A 19327-nucleotide genomic window follows, 5' to 3' on the forward strand; every position below is an offset into this window, starting at 1 on the left:
ATTCCAGTCTGACCGGATTTCCGGCCTGTTTTCTTGACTTCGCCCGTCAGGTTCAGCATCTCGATGGGAAACGAGAAAACAGGTGAGACCGATGCTCGTCTGCCACTGCAATGTCATAACCCGATCCGAGATCGAGACGGTCGTCCGGACCTTTCTCGAAGACGACGCGTGGGCGGTGATCACGCCGCTTCGGGTTTATCACGCCCTGGAAAGGCAGGGGCGCTGCTGTGGTTGTTTTCCCAATGCGGTAGCCGTGATCGTCGCGACGGTCGAGGCCTGGCACCGCGATCATGCGACGCCGGAGGATGCCCTGGTGGACCTGGTTGCGCGGTTAAAGGAGGAGCACGAGATGGCCGAAGCCGCACGCAAGGCCGCTCGCCTGGAGCGCCGCGCCGCCTGATCTGCGGGCCTCGCCGGCTTGCGTGTCGCGGCATTTGACCGGAGGATGGCGGGCCGGGCCTGCCGATGCCATGCGGCAGCGCCGCGACAGCAGACAGGAGAAGGCTGATGAAGGGCGACAAGAAGGTGATCGAGCGGCTGAACGAGGCCCTGTTCCTCGAACTGGGCGCGGTCAACCAGTACTGGCTGCATTACCGCCTGCTCGATGACTGGGGCTATACGCACCTGGCCAGGAAGGAACGCGAGGAATCCATCGAGGAAATGCATCATGCCGACCGGCTGGTCCAGCGCATCATCTTCCTGGAAGGGCACCCCAATCTGCAGTCCGTGGCGCCGCTGCGCATCGGCCAGTCCGTCAAGGAGGTCCTCGAGGCCGATCTCGCCGGCGAACACGAGGCGCGCGACTCCTACAAGGCATCCCGCGACGTCTGCCATGATGCCGGCGACTATGTCTCCATGAAGCTGTTCGAGGAATTGCTGGCCGACGAGGAAGGCCATATCGATTTCCTTGAAACCCAGCTCGACCTGCTGGAAAAGCTCGGCGCGGAGAAATACGGCCAGCTCAACGCGGCACCGGCCGGCGAAGCCGGGTAGGCAGCGCGCCTCAGCCGGGAGGTGAGCGGCGCTCCCGCAGGATGATGACGAACCCGCTGGCAATGATGATGACCGCTCCCAGGTAGGTGGCGAGATCCGGGATCTCGTCCCAGATCAGCCACCCGAGCAGCGTCGCCCAGAGGAGCGCGGTGTAGTCGAACGGTGCGACGACGGCCGCCGGGGCGAACCGGAACGCCTGCGTGATCAGCGTCAGGCCGGCCGTGCCGAAAACGGCGATGGCGGCGAACAGCCAGAGATCTTCGCTGCGCAGCGGGACCCAGACGAAGGGAGCAGCGAGCGCGCTCCACAGTGCGCCTGCGCCGACCAGGTAGAGCATCAGCGTCCAGACGCTTTCGCGCGCATCGACCCAGCGTGCGCTGACCATCAGAACGGCATAGAAGAAGGCGGTCGCCAGCGGAAACAGCGAGGCCGGCTGGAAGGCCGACAGTCCCGGCCGCACGACCACCAGCACGCCGGCAAACCCCAGCAGCACCGCCGACCACCGGCGCCACCCCACCCGCTCTTTCAGCACCAGGGCCGAAAGCGCCGTCACGAAGACCGGCGCGATGAAGATCAGGGTCGTCGCTTCGGCCAGGTCGAGGTAGCTCAGTCCGGTGAAGAAGAGGGTGGCCGCGCACAGCCAGAACAGGCCGCGAAGCAGGTGGGCGCCTGGCCGGTGGGATTTCAGCGCTGCGCGTCCGCCCATGGCCATCGCAATGGCCGCGGCGATCGGAAGCGCGATCAGGTTGCGGAGGAACAGGATCTGCAGCGGCGAATAGCCCGCGGTCAGGGTCTTGGCGATGGCGTCGTTGACGCACAGACAGACGACGCCGGCGCACATCAGCGCGATGCCGGCGGTCGTCTGCGAGGATGGGCTGGCTCCGGTCGCCGGCATGCGTTTCTCCGTTCGGATCGGGCGTGCAGCCAATCACCGCGATGCCGGAACCGCAAGCCGGATTCGCGACCGGGCATGCGCGGGCGCGAATTGCAGCCGCTTCACGGTTGAGCCAAACTCTCGCCCAAGTTCGGCTGCAAACCGGTTCCCATGAGGTCCCGGCAACGGGATGCTTCGACCGGCGGGGCGGCCATGCCAATCGCACGTCACATTGCTTGGATGATCAGGCGCCTGCTGCGGCTGTCGCACTGTCGCGCCGTTCCGGTGATCCTGCAACTGGCCTGTGTGCTTCTGCCGCTCTCCGCGCTCGCCGGGCAACCGGTCGGTGCCGGACACTATGTCTCCACCCATGATCGCCTGGTCGCGGCAACGCCCGTGCTCGCCACGATGCCCGGCGAGGAGGATCCCGCCGACACGCCGGACGGCTCGCCCCGGGCCGCCCTTGTCCCGGCGGCCGGCATGCAACCGGCACGATTGCCCGGTCATGCCGCCGTGGCATTTCCTGCATCGTTCCCGGCGCTTCACCCCCGTACCGGCCGCCGCATGGCGCGCGGCCCTCCCGTCCTCCTTCTTCTCTGAACGGAACCCCGTGCGCTCGCGCACGAACCGAATCGACGAAGAGGATGAAACCATGTCCAACCGGAAACTGTTCCGGGGCGCGCTCTCTGCCTGCGCCCTCCTTGCCTGTTCGCCCGCGCTGGCCCAGGCGACAAGTGACACCATGACGACCGATGCCAGGCCCCACGGCTTCTGGATCACGACCCCCGCGCCGGAATTCAAGGCGGCGCCCGGAAAGCAGATCTCCATTCCGCTCTCCGTCATCAATGACACCCTTTCTCCGCGCCGCGCCAGCCTTGCCCTGGACGGCTTGCCCAAGGGGTGGACCTGGACGCTCAAGCATGGCGCGATGGAAGTCGAGGCCACCATGGTGAACCCCGACGCGACAGAGGCGCTGACGCTTGACCTCAAGGCGCCCGCCGATGCCAAGTCCGGCACCTACGCGCTCGACCTGAAGGCAGCCTATGATCAGGGAACCACGGATCTGCCGCTTTCCGTCACGCTGGCCGATCTCCCCGCTGCCAATCCCACGTTGAAGCCCGAGCTGCCGGCCCTGCGTGGCGGCGCGAAGACCGATTTCCAGTACAAGCTGACCCTGGAGAACCCGGGCCTGGAGGAACAGCTCTTCACGCTCGATGCGGCGGTGCCCGCCGGCTTCGAGGTTTCCTTCAAGAAGGGCTATGGCTCTGACGAGATCACCGGTGTGCCGGTCAAGGCCGGCGGCACGGAAACGGTGACCCTGCATGTCAAGCCGAACGGCTCCGTTTCGGCGGGCGACTACCCCGTGAAAGTGACCGCGACCGCGGGCGGCAAGACCGCCGAGGCCGATCTCGGCCTGCGTATCACCGGCTCGCCGGAGCTTGCCCTGAACGGCCCGCAGGAGCGCCTCTCCGGCTCCGCGGTGGCGGGACAGGAAACCAGCTTCCCCTTCACGGTCGTCAACCGCGGCAGCGCGCCAGCCCAGGCGATCAGGATGGACGCGACGCCGCCGCATGACTGGAAAGTCGCGTTCGACCCGGCGCAATTGCCGGCGCTCGATCCCGGGCAGAAGGAAACCGTCAACGTCTCGGTCACGCCGGGGGCTCAGGCTATCGCCGGTGACTACATGCTGAACATCCGTGCCGACGCGCCCGGCGCTTCCCAGGACGCGAAGTTCCGCGTCACCGTCAACACGTCCACGGTCTGGGGCATGGCCGGCATCGGTGTCATCGGCACCGCGCTGCTGGTCCTGGCCATGGCCGTTCTGAGGTATGGCCGCAGATGAGCACGCCCGTCATCGAGGCCAGCGGCCTCACCAAGCGCTATGGCGGCACCGCCGCCGTCGACCACATCGACCTGACCGTCGAGGAGGGCGAGATTCTCGGCCTCCTCGGACCCAATGGTGCCGGCAAGACCACCACCATCCTGATGCTGCTCGGCCTGACCGAGCCGACGGAGGGTTCGGTGCGGGTTCTGGGCCGGGACCCGCTGCGCGAACCCCTCGCCGTCAAGCGGCATGTCGGCTACCTGCCGGATGCCGTCGGCTTCTACGACACGCTGAGCGGACGCGAGAACCTGCGTTACTCCGCTCGCCTCGCCGGGCTGGACGAGACCGCCGCGCAACGCGGCATCGCGACGGCCCTCGAGCGTGTCGGCCTGTCCGGCGTCGGCGACCGGCGTGTCGCGACCTATTCGCGCGGCATGCGCCAGCGCCTCGGCCTGGCCGAACTGCTGATGCGCGACGTGCGTGTCGTCATCCTCGACGAGCCGACCTCCGGTCTCGATCCCCGGTCCACCAGCGAACTGCTCAGCCTGATCCGCGAGTTCGCGGCCGAACGGATGACCGTTCTTCTGTCCTCCCACCTGCTGGATGTCGTGCAGTCGATCTGTTCGCGCGTTGCCCTGTTCAATGCCGGGCGCATCGGCTTTCTCGGCACCGTCGACGATCTCGTCCGCGAGGTGGCCGACGGCGCCTTCCACATCGACGTTGGCGCGAGCGGGATCGACATCGGCACCCTCGCACCGGAGGTGAAAGGGGTGACCGCATGCGCCGACATGGGCGACGGCCACTGGCAGATCACGGCCGCCCGCGACGTGCGATCCGACCTTGCCAGGCGGATCGTCGCGCGCGGCGGGGCCCTGACCGGTCTCGATGCCCGCCGCATCTCGCTTGGCGAGGCCTACAACCGGTTTTTCAGGGAGGCAGGCCATGAGGCGTGAAGGTTCACCGTTCACGGGCGTCATGACGGTGGCATTCAAGGAAGCCGCCGATCACATGACCAGCGCGCGCATGCATCTCATCATGCTGCTCGTCCTGCTCACCGCGGTCGGCGCGGTCTATGCCGCCATCGGCGAAATACGGCAGACCACGGCGGAGGATCCCTACCTCTTCCTGAAGCTGTTCACGGTCGCCCGTGCACCGCTGCCGTCGTTCTCCTCGTTCATGGCTTTCCTGCTGCCCTTGCTGGCCATCGCGCTCGGGTTCGATGCGGTCAACGGCGAATTCGGCAAGCGCACCATGAGCCGCATCCTCGCCCAGCCGATCTATCGCGATGCCGTCCTGTTCGGGAAGTTCATCGGCGGCATGATCGTCATCGCCATCGCGCTGCTGACGCTCTGGCTGCTGATGATCGGGCTGGGCATCCTGCTGCTCGGCCTGCCGCCATCCGGCGGCGACATGGCCCGTGGCTTCGCCTATTTCGCCGCGACGCTCGTCTATACCGGGGTCTGGCTGGCGCTCGCGCTGGCCTTCTCCACGGTCATCCGGGCGCCGGCCACATCGGCACTGGCGGCGCTGTCGGCCTGGCTGATCTTCTCGGTCTTCTGGTCGATGATCACGCCGTTGGCCGCCGGGGCCATCGCGCCGGTCAACCCGCTCGACCCGATGACGGTGCTGGGCCAGGTGCACGTCCAGCAGGCGCTCGCCCGGCTGTCGCCGGTCACGCTCTATGGCGAGATCGCGCAGATGCTCCTCGACCCGGCGTCCCGGTCGGTCGGTCCCGTCTTCATGTCCCAGCTGGAGGGTGCGCTGATCGGTTCGCCGCTGCCGACCTTGCAGTCGATCCTGATCATCTGGCCGCAGATCGCCGGCCTGTTTGCCGCCATGGTGCTGCTGTTCACCGGCGCCTACGTGGTCTTCCAGCGCCAGGAGATCCGGGCCTGACCGCATAACGATCGGGCGGGGAAGCCGGGCGCCGCGTGCGCCCGGCTTTTCTTACGGGCTCAGCATCCGGCCCTCCAGATCGAACAGGATCCACAGCGTGCCGAGCACCATCAGCCCGATGATGAGTCCGGTGAACAGGATCAGCATCAGGTCGTCCCGGTGAGACTTCTGCAGGTCGATATGCAGGAAGAAGCGGAAGTGGACGACGATTTGCAGCAGCGCCAGACCGGCGACGGCAAGCCGGGTCTGCGCGGGAGGCAGGACACCGGCGGCCGCCAGGCTGAAGGCCGGCAGGGTGAGCAGCAGCGAAAGCGCGAAACCGGCGATGTAGCGGCGCAATTCGCGCCGCCTGCCGATGCGCTCGCTGTCGGGAATCGGCCGCCGGGCGGTGACGTGCTGGTCGCTCATGCCAGGACTCCGGACAGGTAGACGAAGGTGAAGATGCCGATCCAGACGATATCGAGCATGTGCCAGAACAGCGCCAGGCGCATGACCCTCAACTTCACGGGCAGGGTCGGCCCCAGAACCGCCTGCTGGACGATCAGGACCATCCCCCAGGCGATCCCCGCCGCGACATGGACGAAATGCGTTCCGGTGAGCAGGAAATAGGAGGACAGGAACCCGCTGACCTGCGGCCCGGCATGCTTTTCATGGATGAGCGTGGAAAAGTCGTGGTACTCCAGCGCCAGGAAGCCGGCGCCGAGCACGAGCGTCACGACCAGCCAGCCGATCGCCTGGCGCGGATGCCCCTCGTACTTGTTTGCCAGCGAAACAAAGCCGAGTGTGAACGAGCTCGTCAGCAGCACAAGGGTTTCGAGAAGTGGAATCCGGAGATCGAAGAGCTGCGCCGGTGCCGGTCCGTCGCCGGTGCCCTGGGTGCTCATCGCCGCATAGGTCGCGAACAACAGCGCGAAGACGATCAGGTCCGACATCAGGAAGATCCAGAAGCCGAAGATCACCGGTTCGGCGCTGGCATGTCCCTCCGGATCGGTGTGATCCAGGTTGAGGCCGGGATGGCGGTGCTCGCGGTCGGCCATGGCCGAAGCATGATCGCTCATGGCTGGCCTCCTGCAAACTGGCTGGAAGCCCGCCCGCGGTTGCGGGGTCCGGTCTCGTCCTCCCGGCGGATCGCCGGCAGCGCGGCAACGCGGTCCAGCCACGCTTCGTGCTGGCGGCGGACCTCACTGGCGGGTATGACGCGTTCGTGATCCTCACGGAAACTGCGCAGCGTGATCGGGATCCAGCAGGCGACCAGGCCGGCAATCGCCAGCCACCAGATATGCCAGGTCAGCGCGAAACCGGTCAGGAACGTGGCTGCCAGGATGATCGGCGCCGCCGGGCTGTTCTTCGGAAGGCGGATATCCTCATACGCCTCGGGGCGGAGATGGGCCCGGCCTTCCCTTTTCATCGCCATGAACGGGTCGCGCGCGCCGACGCGCGGCAGGACCGCGAAATTGTATTCCGGTACCGGTGCCGGCAGGGACCATTCCAGGCTCAGTCCGTCCCACGGGTCGCCGCCCGGCACCGCCAGGGCATCGCGACGCCGAACCGAGACGGCGATCTGCGCCACGAAGGTCATGAACGCCGCCAGCAGGCAAAGCGCGCCGACAAGGGCGATCGCCAGCCAGGGCAGGTATTCCGGACGCTGCCATTCCATGGTCCGCCGCATCGCACCCATCAGGCCCAGCACGTAAAGCGGCATGAAGGCGAGGTAGAACCCGACGGCCCAGAGCCAGAAGGAGATCCGTCCGAGACGTTCGTCGAGCCGGAATCCGAAAACCTTGGGAAACCAGAACTGCACCGCCGCGATCATCGCGAACAGGAACCCGGGGATCAGCATGTTGTGGAAATGGGCCACCAGGAACAGCGAATTGTGAAAGACGAAGTCGATCGTCGGATTGGCCAGGATCACGCCCGTCAGCCCGCCGATCAGGAAGGTGATCATGAACACGATGGCGAAGAGCATCGGAACCGTCAGGCGGATGCGCCCGCGCACCATGGTCAGCAGCCAGTCATAGATCTTCACGCCGGTCGGGATGCCGATCAGCATGGTCGCGATGCCGAAGATCGCGTTGACATTGGCCGATTGGCCCATGGTGAAGAAGTGATGCAGCCAGACCGTGAAGGAAAGCACGGAGATCACCATCGTGGCCGCGACCAGCGAATGATAACCGTAGAGCTGCTTGGCGGAGAACGTCGAGATCACCTCCGACCAGACGCCGAAAGCGGGCAGGATCAGGATGTACACCTCCGGGTGGCCGAACAGCCAGAACAGGTTGGCATAGTTCATCATGTTGCCGCCGGCGTCGGCCGTGAAGAAATGGAAGCCGGCGTATCGGTCGAGCGCCAGCATGACCGTCGCCACGGTCAGCGGCGCCATGGCGAAGATCATCAGGATGGAGACGCACAGCGTGACCCAGGAGAACAGCGGCATCCGGAAGAACGTCATGCCCGGGGCGCGGTTCTTGTAGAGCGTGACCGCGAAATTCAGCCCGGTCAGCGTCGAGCCTATGGAACTCAAGCTTACCGACCAGATCCAGGTATCCACGCCGGTTCCGGGACTGTAGCGGATGCCCGTGAAGGGCGGATAACCCGTCCATCCGCCGGTCGAAAAGCCGCCGTAGACGAGCGAGACCATGACCAGCGCCGCGCCGGCCGCTGTCAGGGCCAGGCTGATTGCATTGAGCAGCGGGAAGCTTACGTCGCGGGCGCCGATCTGGAGCGGCATGACGAAATTCATCAGCCCTGTCAGGAACGGCATGGCGACGAAGAAGATCATGATCGTGCCATGGGTGGAAAACAGTTCGCCGAAATGATGCGCGTCGAGGAAGCCGGGACTGCCGACGGCCGCCGCCTGCTGGGTCCGCATAACGACCGCTTCGGCAATCGCGCGCGCCATCATCACCAGCGCGAGCGCGACATACATAACGCCGATCCGCTTGTGGTCGAGGCTGGTAAGCCAGTCGCGCCACAGCGGTCGCCACCAGCCTTTCACGGTCATGAGACCGGCCGCAATAGCCCCGCCGACCAGCATCAGGCCGGCCGCGCCATCGGCGACGAGATGGTTGACCGACAGCGGATCACCGCGTGTCACGAAGACCAGCGCACGCCAGTTCATCAGGCCGGTCAGCGGATCGACGGCGCCCGGGCTCATCGCGACTGTCCCTTGGGGGCGGTTGCGACGGCATGGCCCTCGTGCTTCGCGGTTTTCACCACCTGCGCGAAGGGATCGCCCTTCAGCCGCCCGAAAGCTTCGGGAGAGGCCAGGACATCCCGGCGGCCGAGGCGTGCCATGACCTTGCGGTCGAGGGGCGGCGCCTCGCGCCGGGTTTTGGCTACCCACTGATCGAAATCCGCCCGTGGCAGCGCATCGACCTCGAAACGCTGTTCCGAGAAGCCGCTGCCATTGTACTGCGTGTTCAGGCCGGTGAAAGTGCCCGGCCGATCGGCCGACAGGCTCAACGCGCTCACCATGCCGGGCATGGCGTAGATCTGTCCGCCCAGCCGCGGGATCATGAAGGATTGCAGCACGGTCCCACTCGTGATCCGGAAGCGGACCGGTGCACCGGCTGGAATGACCAGCCGGTCGGCGCTCGCGATCCCGAGCCTGGGGTAGATGAAGAGCCATTTCCAGTCGAGCCCGACAACATCGACCTCGATGGATGCGCTGCGGGTGGCAAGCGGCTTGTACGGGTCGAGGCGGACGGTCTCCTGCCACAACTGCCATCCGAGCACTCCGGCAACGATGGCAGGCACGCCCCAGACCAGCAGTTCGAGCGGCCAGGAAAAGGTCCAGCCGGGCCTGAAGTCATCGGCGGTCTGTCCATGCCGGTAGCGGCGCACGACCAGCGGCAGGCCAATGAAAACCGGCAGGACGACGACCATCATCCAGCCGGTAACGAAGATCAGGTGGTGTCTTTGGGCATCCGCTATGGGGCCGCTGGCCCCGAATACCCCGAACGGTGGGTGAACAGGGCCGCAACCGGCCAGCAGCACGGTGCATGCTGCCAGCACGCGCCACGGCCGCAGCCGCGTTTTCACGCCGCGCCCGCTTCATGGAAAGCCCGGGCGTGCGCTGGCATCGACCAGAAGATGGCTTGCCCGCTTGCCGGGCAAACCGGGTGACTGTTTGTTTCAAACCCGCGTTGCACCGTCGCAATCCTTCCCGACGGACATCAACGGGGAAACGGAAACATTGTTCCCCCGTTTTTTCCAGGACGTCGGAAAAGCTGCGGATCGGCCGCGGGTCAGGCGGCCGGTGCTGCCACGGCTCCGGCCTTCCGGCGCCTGCGCCGCCGCGGGCGATCGCTCTTGGCGGGATCGCTGGCCCGAGACGCGGCCGGAGCCTTGGCTCCGCCTGCCGGTTTGCCACCACCCCGTCGGCGACGCCGCCCGTTGCCCCGCTTTTCGGCCTCGCTTCCGTCCGCCCGGCGAACGCCGGCGGTGACAGGCTGGCGCGGCTTTTCCGGGAGGTTGTCGCGCAGATCCTCACCGGCGTCGGGCAACGCGCCCTCCATGACCGGGATCCGGATGCCGGTCAGCTTCTCGATGTCGCGCAGCAGCGGGCGTTCGGACGTATCGCAGAAGGCGATCGCGTGACCGCTCTTGCCGGCGCGCGCCGTCCGGCCGATGCGGTGCACATAGACCTCCGGCACGTTGGGCAGTTCGTAGTTGTAGACATGCGTGACGTCGTCGATGTCGATCCCGCGCGCGGCGATGTCGGTCGCCACCAGGATGCGCATCGATCCGTCGCGGAAAGCCGCCAGCGTCTTTTCGCGCTGGTTCTGCGACTTGTTGCCGTGGATCGGCTGGGCCTCGAGGCCGGACCGTCCGAGCTGCTGGCAAAGCCGGTTGGCGCCGTGTTTCGTGCGGGTGAACACCACGGCGCGTTCCACCGCCTTGTCCTTCAGCAGCGAGGCAAGAAGGCGCGGCTTGGCCGGCTTCTCGATGAAGACGACGCGCTGGTCGATCCGCTCGATCGGGCGCGACGCAGGCGTCACGGCGATTTCTTCCGGATTGTGCAGGAAGTCCGAGGCCAGCTTGCGGATCAGCTTCGGCATGGTGGCCGAGAACAGCAGCGTCTGGCGCTGCTTCGGCGCTTTCTCGAGGATGCGGCGGATGGCCGGCAGGAAGCCGAGATCGAGCATCTGGTCGGCTTCGTCGAGGATCACGGTGCGCACGCCGGAAAGCGTGATCGCGCCCGTTTCCATGTGGTCGAGCAGGCGGCCCGGCGTGGCGACGAGGAAGTCGACACCCCGAGCCATTGCCCGCACCTGCGGACCGGGCTTGGCGCCTCCGATGACGACCGCGACGGACGGCTTGAGTGCCCGTCCATAGGTCGTGATTGCGTCGGCGATCTGGTTGGCCAGTTCCCGCGTCGGCGCCAGGATCAGCACGGTGGCGGTTTTCGCCGCGGCCGTCTTGCGATCGCCGGCCATCCGGTCGAGCTGCGGCAGCACGAAGGCCGCCGTCTTGCCGGTCCCGGTCTGGGCGATGCCCAGCACGTCGCGGCCGCTGCGGACGACGGGAATAGCCTTGGCCTGGATGGGGGTGGGGGAATCATAGCCCTCATGCGCGAGGGCGTTGAGAATGGTCTCGGCGAGGCCGAGGTCTTTGAAAGTTGTCAAATCGGTTTTCCTGGCCGCGCGCGGTCGGTCCGACCGGCAGGCGCGGCTTGCTTATTGTCTTCGGTTTTGGAAACCAGCGTAGATCGGCCGCCATCGTGTTGGGCGCAGGAATTGCGCGGCGTGCAGGCAACGATCTTTGGGGGATAATTGCAGGGTTGCGTGGAGCCGCTGATCGGCATGGATCATCTACGCGCGGCTTGCAACGAGGCTCACATGGCATCGGATTGCGGCAAATGCAAGACCCTTTGCCCGATTTGGCAGGATGGCAATTCCCGCTTGCCCTTGTGTCGGCGGGTCCGGATGCTTATGCTTGGCGTCGCGCCCTTCGTGGCGTACAGGATTAGATTGCGCCCGGCCAGTATGGGCGCCAAGCGATCTTCAAGGTCTCGATTGCCTCGTGTCGTGGCGGTACCGGTCACACCGGTCAGCCTCGTTCCGGCATCGTTTTCTTTCGCATCATCGATCCGGCAGTATCCGGCCCCCCGCGGGGCCAAAAGTCCGTTTCCGGCTGTTTCAGGCCGCCAGCAAAGGAGAGAAAATGCAGGTTATCGTCAGAGACAACAACGTGGACCAGGCGCTTCGCGTCCTGAAGAAGAAAATGCAGCGCGAAGGCGTCTTCCGCGAGATGAAGGCACGGCGCTCCTACGAGAAGCCGTCCGAGAAGCGCGCCCGCGAGAAGGGCGAAGCCGTGCGCCGCAACCGCAAGGCCGCACGCAAGCTTGCCCAGCGCGAAGGCCTTCTGCCCGGACCCAAGCGCAAGGCGCGCCCCGGCGGCCGCTGACCGGCGCCGGACAGATCGGCGGTCCGCATCGCCTCGTCGTGCGGACCCGGTCTGCGCCGGAAAGAGCCAGGGCTCAGGCGCGCAGTCTTTCCCCTCCCGGATCGAATGGCGGTTCCTTGAGGACGACGGCCCGGTGCGGCCGCCCGAGGATCATCACGTCGACCGGATCGCCAGGCTTTGCCCCGTTCAGGTAGCAGAGCGCCAGCGACTTTCCGACCGAGTACCCGTAGGCGCCGGACGTCACCCGCCCCGCCGGCGTGCCATCGGTCAGGAAGACCGGTTCCCCGCCGTTGGCGTCGGCCCCGCCGGCATCGAGCACCTCGACAATCGACAGCGTCTCCCGGGCCGGGCGGTCCATCAGCCCGACATAGGCCGCCTTGTTTAGGAAGTCTTTCTTCATCTTGATCAGCGGCGCGAGACCGGTCTCCTGCGGCCAGTATTCCGGGCTGTATTCCCGTCCCCATGAGCCGTATCCCTTCTCGATCCGCAGGCTCATCAGCGCACGTGACCCAACCGGGCCGGCACCGAAAGCGTTGCCGGCTTCCAGCAACGCCGAGTAGAGCGCCAGCTGGTCTTCCGCGCGGCAGTGCAGTTCCCAGCCAAGATCGCCGGTGAACGATACGCGAATGGCCACCACCGGCACGCCGGCCACCTCCATGCGGCAGGCGTGCATGAACGGGAAATCGGCCGTGGCGAGCGATGTCCGGGTCAGCGGTTGCAGGATGTCGCGCGCCTTCGGCCCGGCCACGTTGAAGCCGCACCAGCCGGCCGTCAGGCTTTCGAACGTCGTCTCCGCCGGAAGCGGCACTGCGTCGTAGAAGCGCTTCTGGTAGCGTTCCGCCATGCCCGAACTGATGATCCAGAATTCGTCGTCGCCGATACGGGTCACGGTGGCGTCGCCCGCGATCCCGCCGCGCCGGCCGATCAGCGGTGTCAGGCAGGACCGGCCGGCCGTGCGGGGCATCCGGTTGGCAAACACCGCGTTCAGCCACTCTTCCGCGCCCGGCCCTTTGACCCGGTACTTGGCGAAGTTGGAAATGTCGATGATGCCGGCCCTTTCGCGCAGCATCCGGCATTCCGCACCCACCGGCTCCCACCAGTTCTGCCGCGTGAACCCGTTGGTCTCCTCGGCGCCGGGGGCATCGGCAAACCACAGCGGATGCTCCCAGCCGTAATTCAGGCCGAACACGGCGCCCATGGCGGCCTGCATCGCGTAGGCCGGGCGCGTGCGCACGGGCCGGCCGGCAGCGCGCTCCTCGTTGGGGAAATGGATCTTGAAGCGGTGGGCATACTGGTCCTGCACCCGGGCCCGCGTGAAGGCCTGGTCGGCCCAGTCGCCGAAGCGGGCCACGTCCCAGGCAAACATGTCGTACTGGCTTTCGCCCTCGATCATCCATTGTGCCGCCATCAGGCCCATGCCGCCCGACTGCGAAAAGCCGGGGATGATGCCATTGCAGCAGAAATAGTTGCGAAGGTCGGGGTGCGGCCCGAACAGGACGTTGGAATCGGGCGACCAGATCATCGGCCCGTTGATTACCCGCCGGATGCCCGCTGCGCCGACGGCGGGAACTCGCGCAATGGCCCGCATCATGTTGTCCTCGATGCGTTCCAGGTCGTCGGGAAAGAGATCGTGGGCGAAATCGAGCGGCGTTCCGTCCTCGGCCCAGAACCGCATGTCGCGCTCATAGGCGCCGATCAGCAGGCCCTTGCCCTCCTGACGCAGGTAATATTCCCCGTCGCGATCCGCCACCGACGGCAGCCGCCGGTCGAGTGCCGCGATCTCGGGGATCGTTTCGGTGACGAAATACTGGTGTTCGGTGGGGATCAGCGGCAGCGTGATCCCCGCCATGGCCGCCACTTCCCGTCCCCAGAGCCCGGCCGCGTTCACCACCCATTGCGTGCGGATATCGCCCTTCGGCGTACGCACGATCCAGCTTCCGTCCGGTTGCGGCTCCGTCGCCGTGACGGGCGTGAAGCGGTGGATCTCGGCGCCACGCTGCCGGGCGCCCAGCGCGTAGGCATTGGTGACCCCGGACGGATCGACATTGCCGCCCGATGGCTCGAACATGATGCAGCGGACGCCGTCGAAGTCGACAAGCGGGTGCAGTCGTTCCGCCTCGTCGCGGCTTACCTCGTGGAACTGCAGGTCGTAGTAGCGCGCCTTGGCCGCCTGGAGCCGCAGCTGGTGTTCGCGCGCCTCGGTTTGTGCCAGGTAGAGCGAGCCGGGCTGGAAGACGCCGCAACCCTGGCCGGTTTCCGCCTCCAGCGCCTTGTAGAGGTCCATCGTGTAGTTCTGGATACGGGTGATGTTGTTGTTGTCGTGCAGGCCGTGAATGTTGGCTGCTGCGTGCCACGTCGACCCGCTGGTCAGTTCGTCCCGCTCCAGAAGCACGATGTCGGTCCAGCCCAGCTTGGCCAGGTGGTAGAGGATGGAGCAGCCGATGACGCCGCCACCGATGACGACAGCCTGGGCATGGGTTCGCATCAGGGTCCCTTTCGAAGTCTGGAAACGGTGCCGGCGCGGATCGGCTCAGGGTTCGCCATGGCCGATCTCTTCCTTGCGCCGCGCGACATAGGCGTCGAGTTCCTCGCGGATGGCCGGATCCATCGCCGGCGCCTCGTAATCGGCCAGCGCCTGCTGCCAGAGGTCGGTGGCCCGCGCCAGCGCGTCCCTCGATCCGGCGGCTTCCCAGGCGCCGTAGTTGCGCCAGTCTGACAGGAGCGGCGTGTAGAAAGCCGTTTCGTAGCGCGCCAGCGTGTGCTCGGTCCCGAAGAAATGCCCGCCGGTCGGCACCGCGGCAATGGCGTCGAACCCCAGTTCGTCCTCGGAAAAATCGACCGGCCGCAGGATCTCCATCATGTTCTGCAGGATTTCCACGTCGAGGATCAGCTTCTCGTAGGAAGCGGTCAGCCCGCCCTCCAGCCAGCCGGCCGCGTGGTAGATCAGGTTGCCCCCGCCCATGATCGCGCCCCAGGTCGCCATGGCCGTCTCGTAGCCGGCCTGCAGGTCCACCGCGTTCGAGGCGTTGGCATTCGACGTGCGGTAGGGCAGGCCGTAGCGCCGCGCCATCTGGCCGGCGATGGCATTGGCCTTGGTGTTCTCCGGCGTACCGAAGGCCGGTGCGCCCGATTTCATGTCGACATTCGAGGTGAAGGCGCCGTACATGACGGGCGCGCCGGGCTTCACGAGTTGCGCCAGCACCACGCCGAACAACGCCTCGGCGTTCTGCTGTGCCAGCGCCGCCGGCAGCGAAACCGGCGTCATCGCACCCATCAGCGTGAAGGGCGTGATCGTCACCGGCTGGCCGTGCTCGGCCATCGCCATCAGCCCGTCCGCCATTTCGCCGTCGAGCAGCCGTGGCGAATTCACCGAGATGATGGTCGTAACACCCGGATTGTCCGCCATCGCTTCCAGTGAAATGCCGCGCGCGATCGCCATCATGCGCATGCCGTCCATCGCCCGGCCGCGCCCGATGGCCGTGCAGTGATAAGGCATGTCTGAGAGCGTCAGGTTGGCGCGGTAAGTGTCGAGGTGGCGGCTGTTTGCCGGAAGTTCCTGCGGCGCCGTCACCTGGTTCCCGATGATGTGGATGGCGTTGAACGTCTGGGCGAGACGAATGAAGTTCTCGTAGTCGGCCATGTTGCCGCTGCGCCGCCCGTTGATGCAGTCATGCACGTTGGGCGGCCCTGCAACCAGGCCGAAGACGACATGCTTGCCGCCGAACGTCAGGCGGTGCGCCGGGTTGCGCGCGGTCAGCGTGAATTGCGCCGGGGCGGTTCGAAGCGCCTCCGTGACCACGCTTTCGTCGATCCGCACGACCTGTGTTTCCTCGTCGACGATCGCGCCGGCCTGCCGGAACAGGTCCCGCGCCCGCTCGTTCAGCACGCGGACGCCAAGGTCCGACAGGATGCGCATTGATGTCCGGTGGATTGCCTCGACCTGGTCGGCATCGGCAAGCTCCAGCGGCGCATGCGGATTGATGACATCGCGGAACGGAAGTTGCCGGATACCCGCGCCACCGCGCCCGCCCCGCCCTTGCCGGCCCTGCCGTTTTCCCCGGCCCGCCCGGTGTTCCCTCGCGTTGCGGCTGTCCTGTTCCATCTGGCCTCAGGTCTGGTTGGGATCACGGATGAAGGTCGGCACGCCCAGCGTTTCGACCAGTCGCTGCGTTTCGCGCAGGATCAGCGCCACGTTGCTGTCGCGCACGGTGGGCAGCAGGTAGCGCGCCTCGCGGACGGCCTGATAGTCGAGGTCGGCGGTGATCATGCCTTCGTCTTCGCCGGCCACCGCCAGCTCGCGCCCGAACGGATCGATGATGCGCGATCCGCCCCAGAAGGTCAGGTCGCGCTCCCGGCCGATCCGGTTCACCATGATCACCGGGGCGCCGTACATCATGGCATAGAACCGGCTGGTAAGCGCCCAGCCGCCCGGATTGTCGAACCCGGCACCCACGGCTTCCGTGCCCGAACTGACCGGGCAGATCAGCATGGTCGCCCCGTGCAGGAAAGCGAGATGCGTCAGGGCGGGGTTCCAGACGTCGGCGCAGATCAGCAGCCCCGCCATCCAGTGACCGGCCAGTTCGCAGGTCTCGACAAAGCGGCCCGTCGCGTAGTGCTTGCCTTCTTCCAGCTTGCCGTAGGTCGGCACGTTCACCTTGCGGTGCAGGTGAAGCATCCGGCCATCCTTGAGGATCGCGGCGGCATTGTAGAACTGCGCTGCCGGACCTTCCTCGATGAAGCCGAGCGTCACGGCCATCGGACCCGCGGCCTCGGCCAGTTGCATCAGCCGGGGATCGTCGCGCGAGATCGCCACGTCGAGCAGCCGTTCCGGACCGTAATGCCCGGTCAGCGACAGCTCCGGCAGGACAAGCAGGTCCAGGCCCGCCGCCCGGCCTTCGGCAATCCAGTGCAGGTGGCGGTCGATATTGGCATCGACGTCGCCGATGACACTGGCAAACTGGGCGGCGCCCACTTTCATCCTTGGAGGTGTCGACATGATCCTGCTGCCCTGGCCGTTTCCGGGAAATATCCCGTCAGTTCATGTCATTTCCGGCCGCGACGCCAGAGCACTTTTGCAAGTCTTGCCCAAAGGACTGCGCATTCCTGCCTCCCGCGCGGCACCCGCGCTAACCCCGTTCAGGGACAGAGGCTAGGACGGAATGCGGCGGAGGGCCTTACGGCTTGCCGCCATCGGCTTGCATGATTCCGCCATCGGGGCGTATGCGCTGGCGCCGTGTCAGCGACGGCGGTTCGCCGAACTGGATCTTGTAGGACCGGCTGAAATGGCCTGCGCTGGAAAAGCCGCATTGCTCGGCGATGAGTTCCAGCGGATCGGAGGAAGCAAGCAGCATTTCGCGTGCCGCGCGCAGCCGCAAGGCCATGTAGAAGTCCGACGGCAGGCTGGCGAGTTCTGCGAGAAAAAGCCGCTCCAGCTGCCGTTCCGAAACGCCGGCCTGTTCGGCGATCCAGCCGATCCGGGCCGGCGAGGAGAGATTGCGCCGCATCAGTTCGACGGCGTTGAGCAGGCGCCGGTCGGTGATTCGGAAACGCCAGCGCAGATCCTCCATCTGCGTGTCCGAGGCGGGGCGGATCGGCCCGTGCAGGAATTGCCGCGCAACATCGAGGGCCAGGTCACCGCCGTCGATCTGCGCGATCAACGAAAGCATCATGTCCATGGCCGCAGTCCCGCCCGCAGCGGTCAGCACGCCGCTGTCCTGGCAATAGAGGTCGTCCGAAACGGTGAGATCGGGATAAGCCTCCTGCAACTGCCGCGCCATCTCCCAGTGGATGGTCACCCGGCTGTCCCGCAGCACGCCGGCGCGGGCAAGCAGCATCGTCCCGTTGCTGATGGCGCCGATTGCCCGCCCCCGTGATCTCAGGCGCCGCAACCGGGCGAAGAGGCCGGGACAGTCGAGGTCGCCGGGAAACAGGCTGGCAACGACCACCGTGAGATCCGCGTCCCGCCCATCTCCCGCACCGGGACCCGCCTTGATCTCCAGCCCGTTACTGGCCATTGCCGCACCGGCGCGTTCCGCGGCCAGCGTCCACGCATATCCGGTTCGGCCGAGCAGCCGGTTGGCGGCCCGCAGCGGCTCGATCGCGGCGCTGAGCGCCATCATGGAAAATCCGTCGACAAGATGAAACGATACCTGGAACGGGTCCGGATGATCCGCACGGCATGGCAGGCCCGGCCATCCGGCCCGGCCTGCCTCCGTACCACTGCTCGGCTGTTGCAACACGCCGTCCTTCATCGCCTGCCCGTTTCGTTCACCCAGTCTCCAAGGCTAGCCGAATTGGCGATCATGTCACGATGCGTTTCCGCTTCGCGCGCCGTTTCTCCGCTCGCTGGGCGAGAGGCCGAACCGGGACCGGTAGCGGTGCGCAAAATGGGCGGCGTTGTTGAACCCGGTCGCCAGCGCTATGTCGAGCATGGAAAGACGGGTTTTGCAGACCAGTTCGTCCGCCTTGGCCAGGCGCAGGTCGAGATAGGCGCGCATCAGGCTCGTGCCGGTCTCCTCCCCGAAGCGGCGTTGCAACTGGCGTTCGCTCGCTCCGCAGAGCCGCGCGACCTGCCGCGCATTCAGCGGATCGGCGATATGGTTTTCCATGAGCGCGAGGGCGGCGGCCACGCTCCGGTGATACGCCTTGCCGTCATCCCGGCGGCCGGTGGGCTGCGGATCGTCCGCCTGGCGGATACCGGTATGGATGAACCAGTCACTGACCCGCCGCGCCAGTTCCGCACCGTGGTCGGAGCGGATCATCGCATGCATCATGTCCAGCGGCGCGACGCCGCCGGCGCAGGTCGCGCGATCCCGGTCGATGACGAACAGCCGCCGTTCCATCAGCAGGTCCGGCGAAGTCTCCCGCAACGCCTCGACATGCTCCCAGTGCACGGTGAAGCGCCGCTTCTCCATCAGGCCTGCCCGCGCCAGCAGCACGCCGCCGCCGGAAATGCCGCCGAGGGGGATGCCGCGCGCGGCCAGGCGGCGCAACTGGCCGAACAGAACGGGGTCGTCGCGCGTCATCGGGTCGCCGCCGGCGACCACGAACATGATGCCGGTCCGCGCCCCGGCCGTGCCTGATGCCTCGGTCTCGAACACCGCGCCGCAGGACGCCGGGACCGGGCCGCCACCGGTCGAATAGTGATGAACCTCGTAGAGCGTCCGCCCGGACAGGAGATTGGCCGCGCGCAGCGGTTCCACGGCCGCCGCCGCCGACATCAGGGCGAAGCCGGGAACGAACAGGAAGCCGATTGCGCGTGGTGCGCCGATGTCCTTGATCACGATGGTCTCCATGGCATTGGCAGGAAGAAGACAGGAAATGGCTGGAAA

Annotated in this window: 18 protein-coding genes; 7 read left to right on the forward strand and 11 right to left on the reverse strand. The window is 66.4% G+C overall.

Annotated features, from left to right (window positions below):
• Window positions 1–91: 91 nt before the first annotated feature.
• Window positions 92–400 (forward strand): (2Fe-2S)-binding protein, encoded by a 309-nt coding sequence (locus tag CSC94_RS01275; protein WP_099302946.1) that lies wholly within the window; start codon window positions 92–94, stop codon window positions 398–400.
• A gap of 107 nt (window positions 401–507) precedes the next feature.
• The gene (gene bfr, locus CSC94_RS01280; RefSeq protein ID WP_099302948.1) at window positions 508–993 is read left to right on the forward strand and encodes a bacterioferritin; all 486 of its coding nucleotides are present in this window, start codon (window positions 508–510) and stop codon (window positions 991–993) included.
• Between the two features lie 10 nt (window positions 994–1003).
• Here bfr and CSC94_RS01285 read toward each other — a convergent pair whose 3' ends face one another.
• Window positions 1004–1888, reverse strand: coding sequence for a DMT family transporter (locus CSC94_RS01285; RefSeq protein ID WP_099302950.1), 885 nt, complete (start codon window positions 1886–1888; stop codon window positions 1004–1006).
• A gap of 192 nt (window positions 1889–2080) precedes the next feature.
• Between CSC94_RS01285 and CSC94_RS24455 the strand changes: the two genes are divergently transcribed.
• From CSC94_RS24455 to CSC94_RS01300, 4 genes are read left to right on the forward strand one after another with little or no spacing between them, the layout of a single operon-like run.
• Complete coding sequence (locus CSC94_RS24455) at window positions 2081–2467, forward strand: hypothetical protein (RefSeq protein WP_165784289.1); 387 nt, start codon at window positions 2081–2083, stop codon at window positions 2465–2467.
• Window positions 2468–2519: 52 nt separating this feature from the next.
• The gene (locus tag CSC94_RS01290) at window positions 2520–3710 is read left to right on the forward strand and encodes an NEW3 domain-containing protein (RefSeq protein ID WP_165784290.1); all 1191 of its coding nucleotides are present in this window, start codon (window positions 2520–2522) and stop codon (window positions 3708–3710) included.
• Window positions 3707–4645 (forward strand): ABC transporter ATP-binding protein, encoded by a 939-nt coding sequence (locus CSC94_RS01295; RefSeq protein ID WP_099302954.1) that lies wholly within the window; start codon window positions 3707–3709, stop codon window positions 4643–4645. The genes CSC94_RS01290 and CSC94_RS01295 overlap by 4 nt, the downstream gene beginning before the upstream one ends.
• Window positions 4635–5588: an ABC transporter permease gene (locus CSC94_RS01300; protein ID WP_099302956.1), complete on the forward strand. Its 954-nt coding sequence runs from the start codon at window positions 4635–4637 to the stop codon at window positions 5586–5588. The genes CSC94_RS01295 and CSC94_RS01300 overlap by 11 nt, the downstream gene beginning before the upstream one ends.
• A 51-nt stretch (window positions 5589–5639) precedes the next feature.
• Here CSC94_RS01300 and cyoD read toward each other — a convergent pair whose 3' ends face one another.
• The 5 genes from cyoD to CSC94_RS01325 form a co-directional block, all read right to left on the reverse strand.
• Window positions 5640–5996 (reverse strand): cytochrome o ubiquinol oxidase subunit IV, encoded by a 357-nt coding sequence (cyoD, locus tag CSC94_RS01305; RefSeq protein ID WP_099302958.1) that lies wholly within the window; start codon window positions 5994–5996, stop codon window positions 5640–5642.
• Complete coding sequence (locus CSC94_RS01310; protein ID WP_245408219.1) at window positions 5993–6646, reverse strand: cytochrome c oxidase subunit 3; 654 nt, start codon at window positions 6644–6646, stop codon at window positions 5993–5995. Before CSC94_RS01310 ends, cyoD begins: the two co-directional genes overlap by 4 nt.
• Window positions 6643–8742 (reverse strand): cbb3-type cytochrome c oxidase subunit I, encoded by a 2100-nt coding sequence (locus CSC94_RS01315; RefSeq protein ID WP_245408220.1) that lies wholly within the window; start codon window positions 8740–8742, stop codon window positions 6643–6645. Before CSC94_RS01315 ends, CSC94_RS01310 begins: the two co-directional genes overlap by 4 nt.
• Window positions 8739–9629, reverse strand: coding sequence for a cytochrome ubiquinol oxidase subunit II family protein (locus CSC94_RS01320; RefSeq protein ID WP_133122804.1), 891 nt, complete (start codon window positions 9627–9629; stop codon window positions 8739–8741). Before CSC94_RS01320 ends, CSC94_RS01315 begins: the two co-directional genes overlap by 4 nt.
• Before the next feature lie 206 nt (window positions 9630–9835).
• Window positions 9836–11215, reverse strand: a complete 1380-nt coding sequence (locus tag CSC94_RS01325) for a DEAD/DEAH box helicase (RefSeq protein WP_099302962.1) — start codon at window positions 11213–11215, stop codon at window positions 9836–9838.
• Between the two features lie 538 nt (window positions 11216–11753).
• Here CSC94_RS01325 and rpsU point away from each other — a divergent pair.
• Entirely contained in the window at window positions 11754–11996 is a 243-nt protein-coding gene (gene rpsU, locus CSC94_RS01330) for a 30S ribosomal protein S21 (protein WP_099302964.1), read from the forward strand.
• A gap of 73 nt (window positions 11997–12069) precedes the next feature.
• Here rpsU and CSC94_RS01335 read toward each other — a convergent pair whose 3' ends face one another.
• The 5 genes from CSC94_RS01335 to CSC94_RS01355 form a co-directional block, all read right to left on the reverse strand.
• Window positions 12070–14481 carry a GcvT family protein gene (locus tag CSC94_RS01335; protein WP_099302966.1) on the reverse strand — a complete coding sequence of 804 codons (2412 nt, stop codon included), beginning with the start codon at window positions 14479–14481 and terminating at the stop codon, window positions 12070–12072.
• Window positions 14482–14526: 45 nt separating this feature from the next.
• Complete coding sequence (locus CSC94_RS01340; protein WP_099302968.1) at window positions 14527–16098, reverse strand: trimethylamine methyltransferase family protein; 1572 nt, start codon at window positions 16096–16098, stop codon at window positions 14527–14529.
• 6 nt (window positions 16099–16104) lie between these two features.
• Window positions 16105–16992 (reverse strand): nitrilase-related carbon-nitrogen hydrolase, encoded by an 888-nt coding sequence (locus tag CSC94_RS01345; protein WP_099302970.1) that lies wholly within the window; start codon window positions 16990–16992, stop codon window positions 16105–16107.
• A gap of 178 nt (window positions 16993–17170) precedes the next feature.
• Entirely contained in the window at window positions 17171–18115 is a 945-nt protein-coding gene (locus CSC94_RS01350) for a helix-turn-helix domain-containing protein (protein ID WP_165784291.1), read from the reverse strand.
• Window positions 18116–18301: 186 nt separating this feature from the next.
• Window positions 18302–19279 carry a GlxA family transcriptional regulator gene (locus CSC94_RS01355; RefSeq protein ID WP_245408221.1) on the reverse strand — a complete coding sequence of 326 codons (978 nt, stop codon included), beginning with the start codon at window positions 19277–19279 and terminating at the stop codon, window positions 18302–18304.
• Window positions 19280–19327: the final 48 nt, after the last annotated feature.

The sequence above is a fragment of the Zhengella mangrovi genome, assembly GCF_002727065.1.
GTDB lineage: Bacteria > Pseudomonadota > Alphaproteobacteria > Rhizobiales > Rhizobiaceae > Zhengella > Zhengella mangrovi.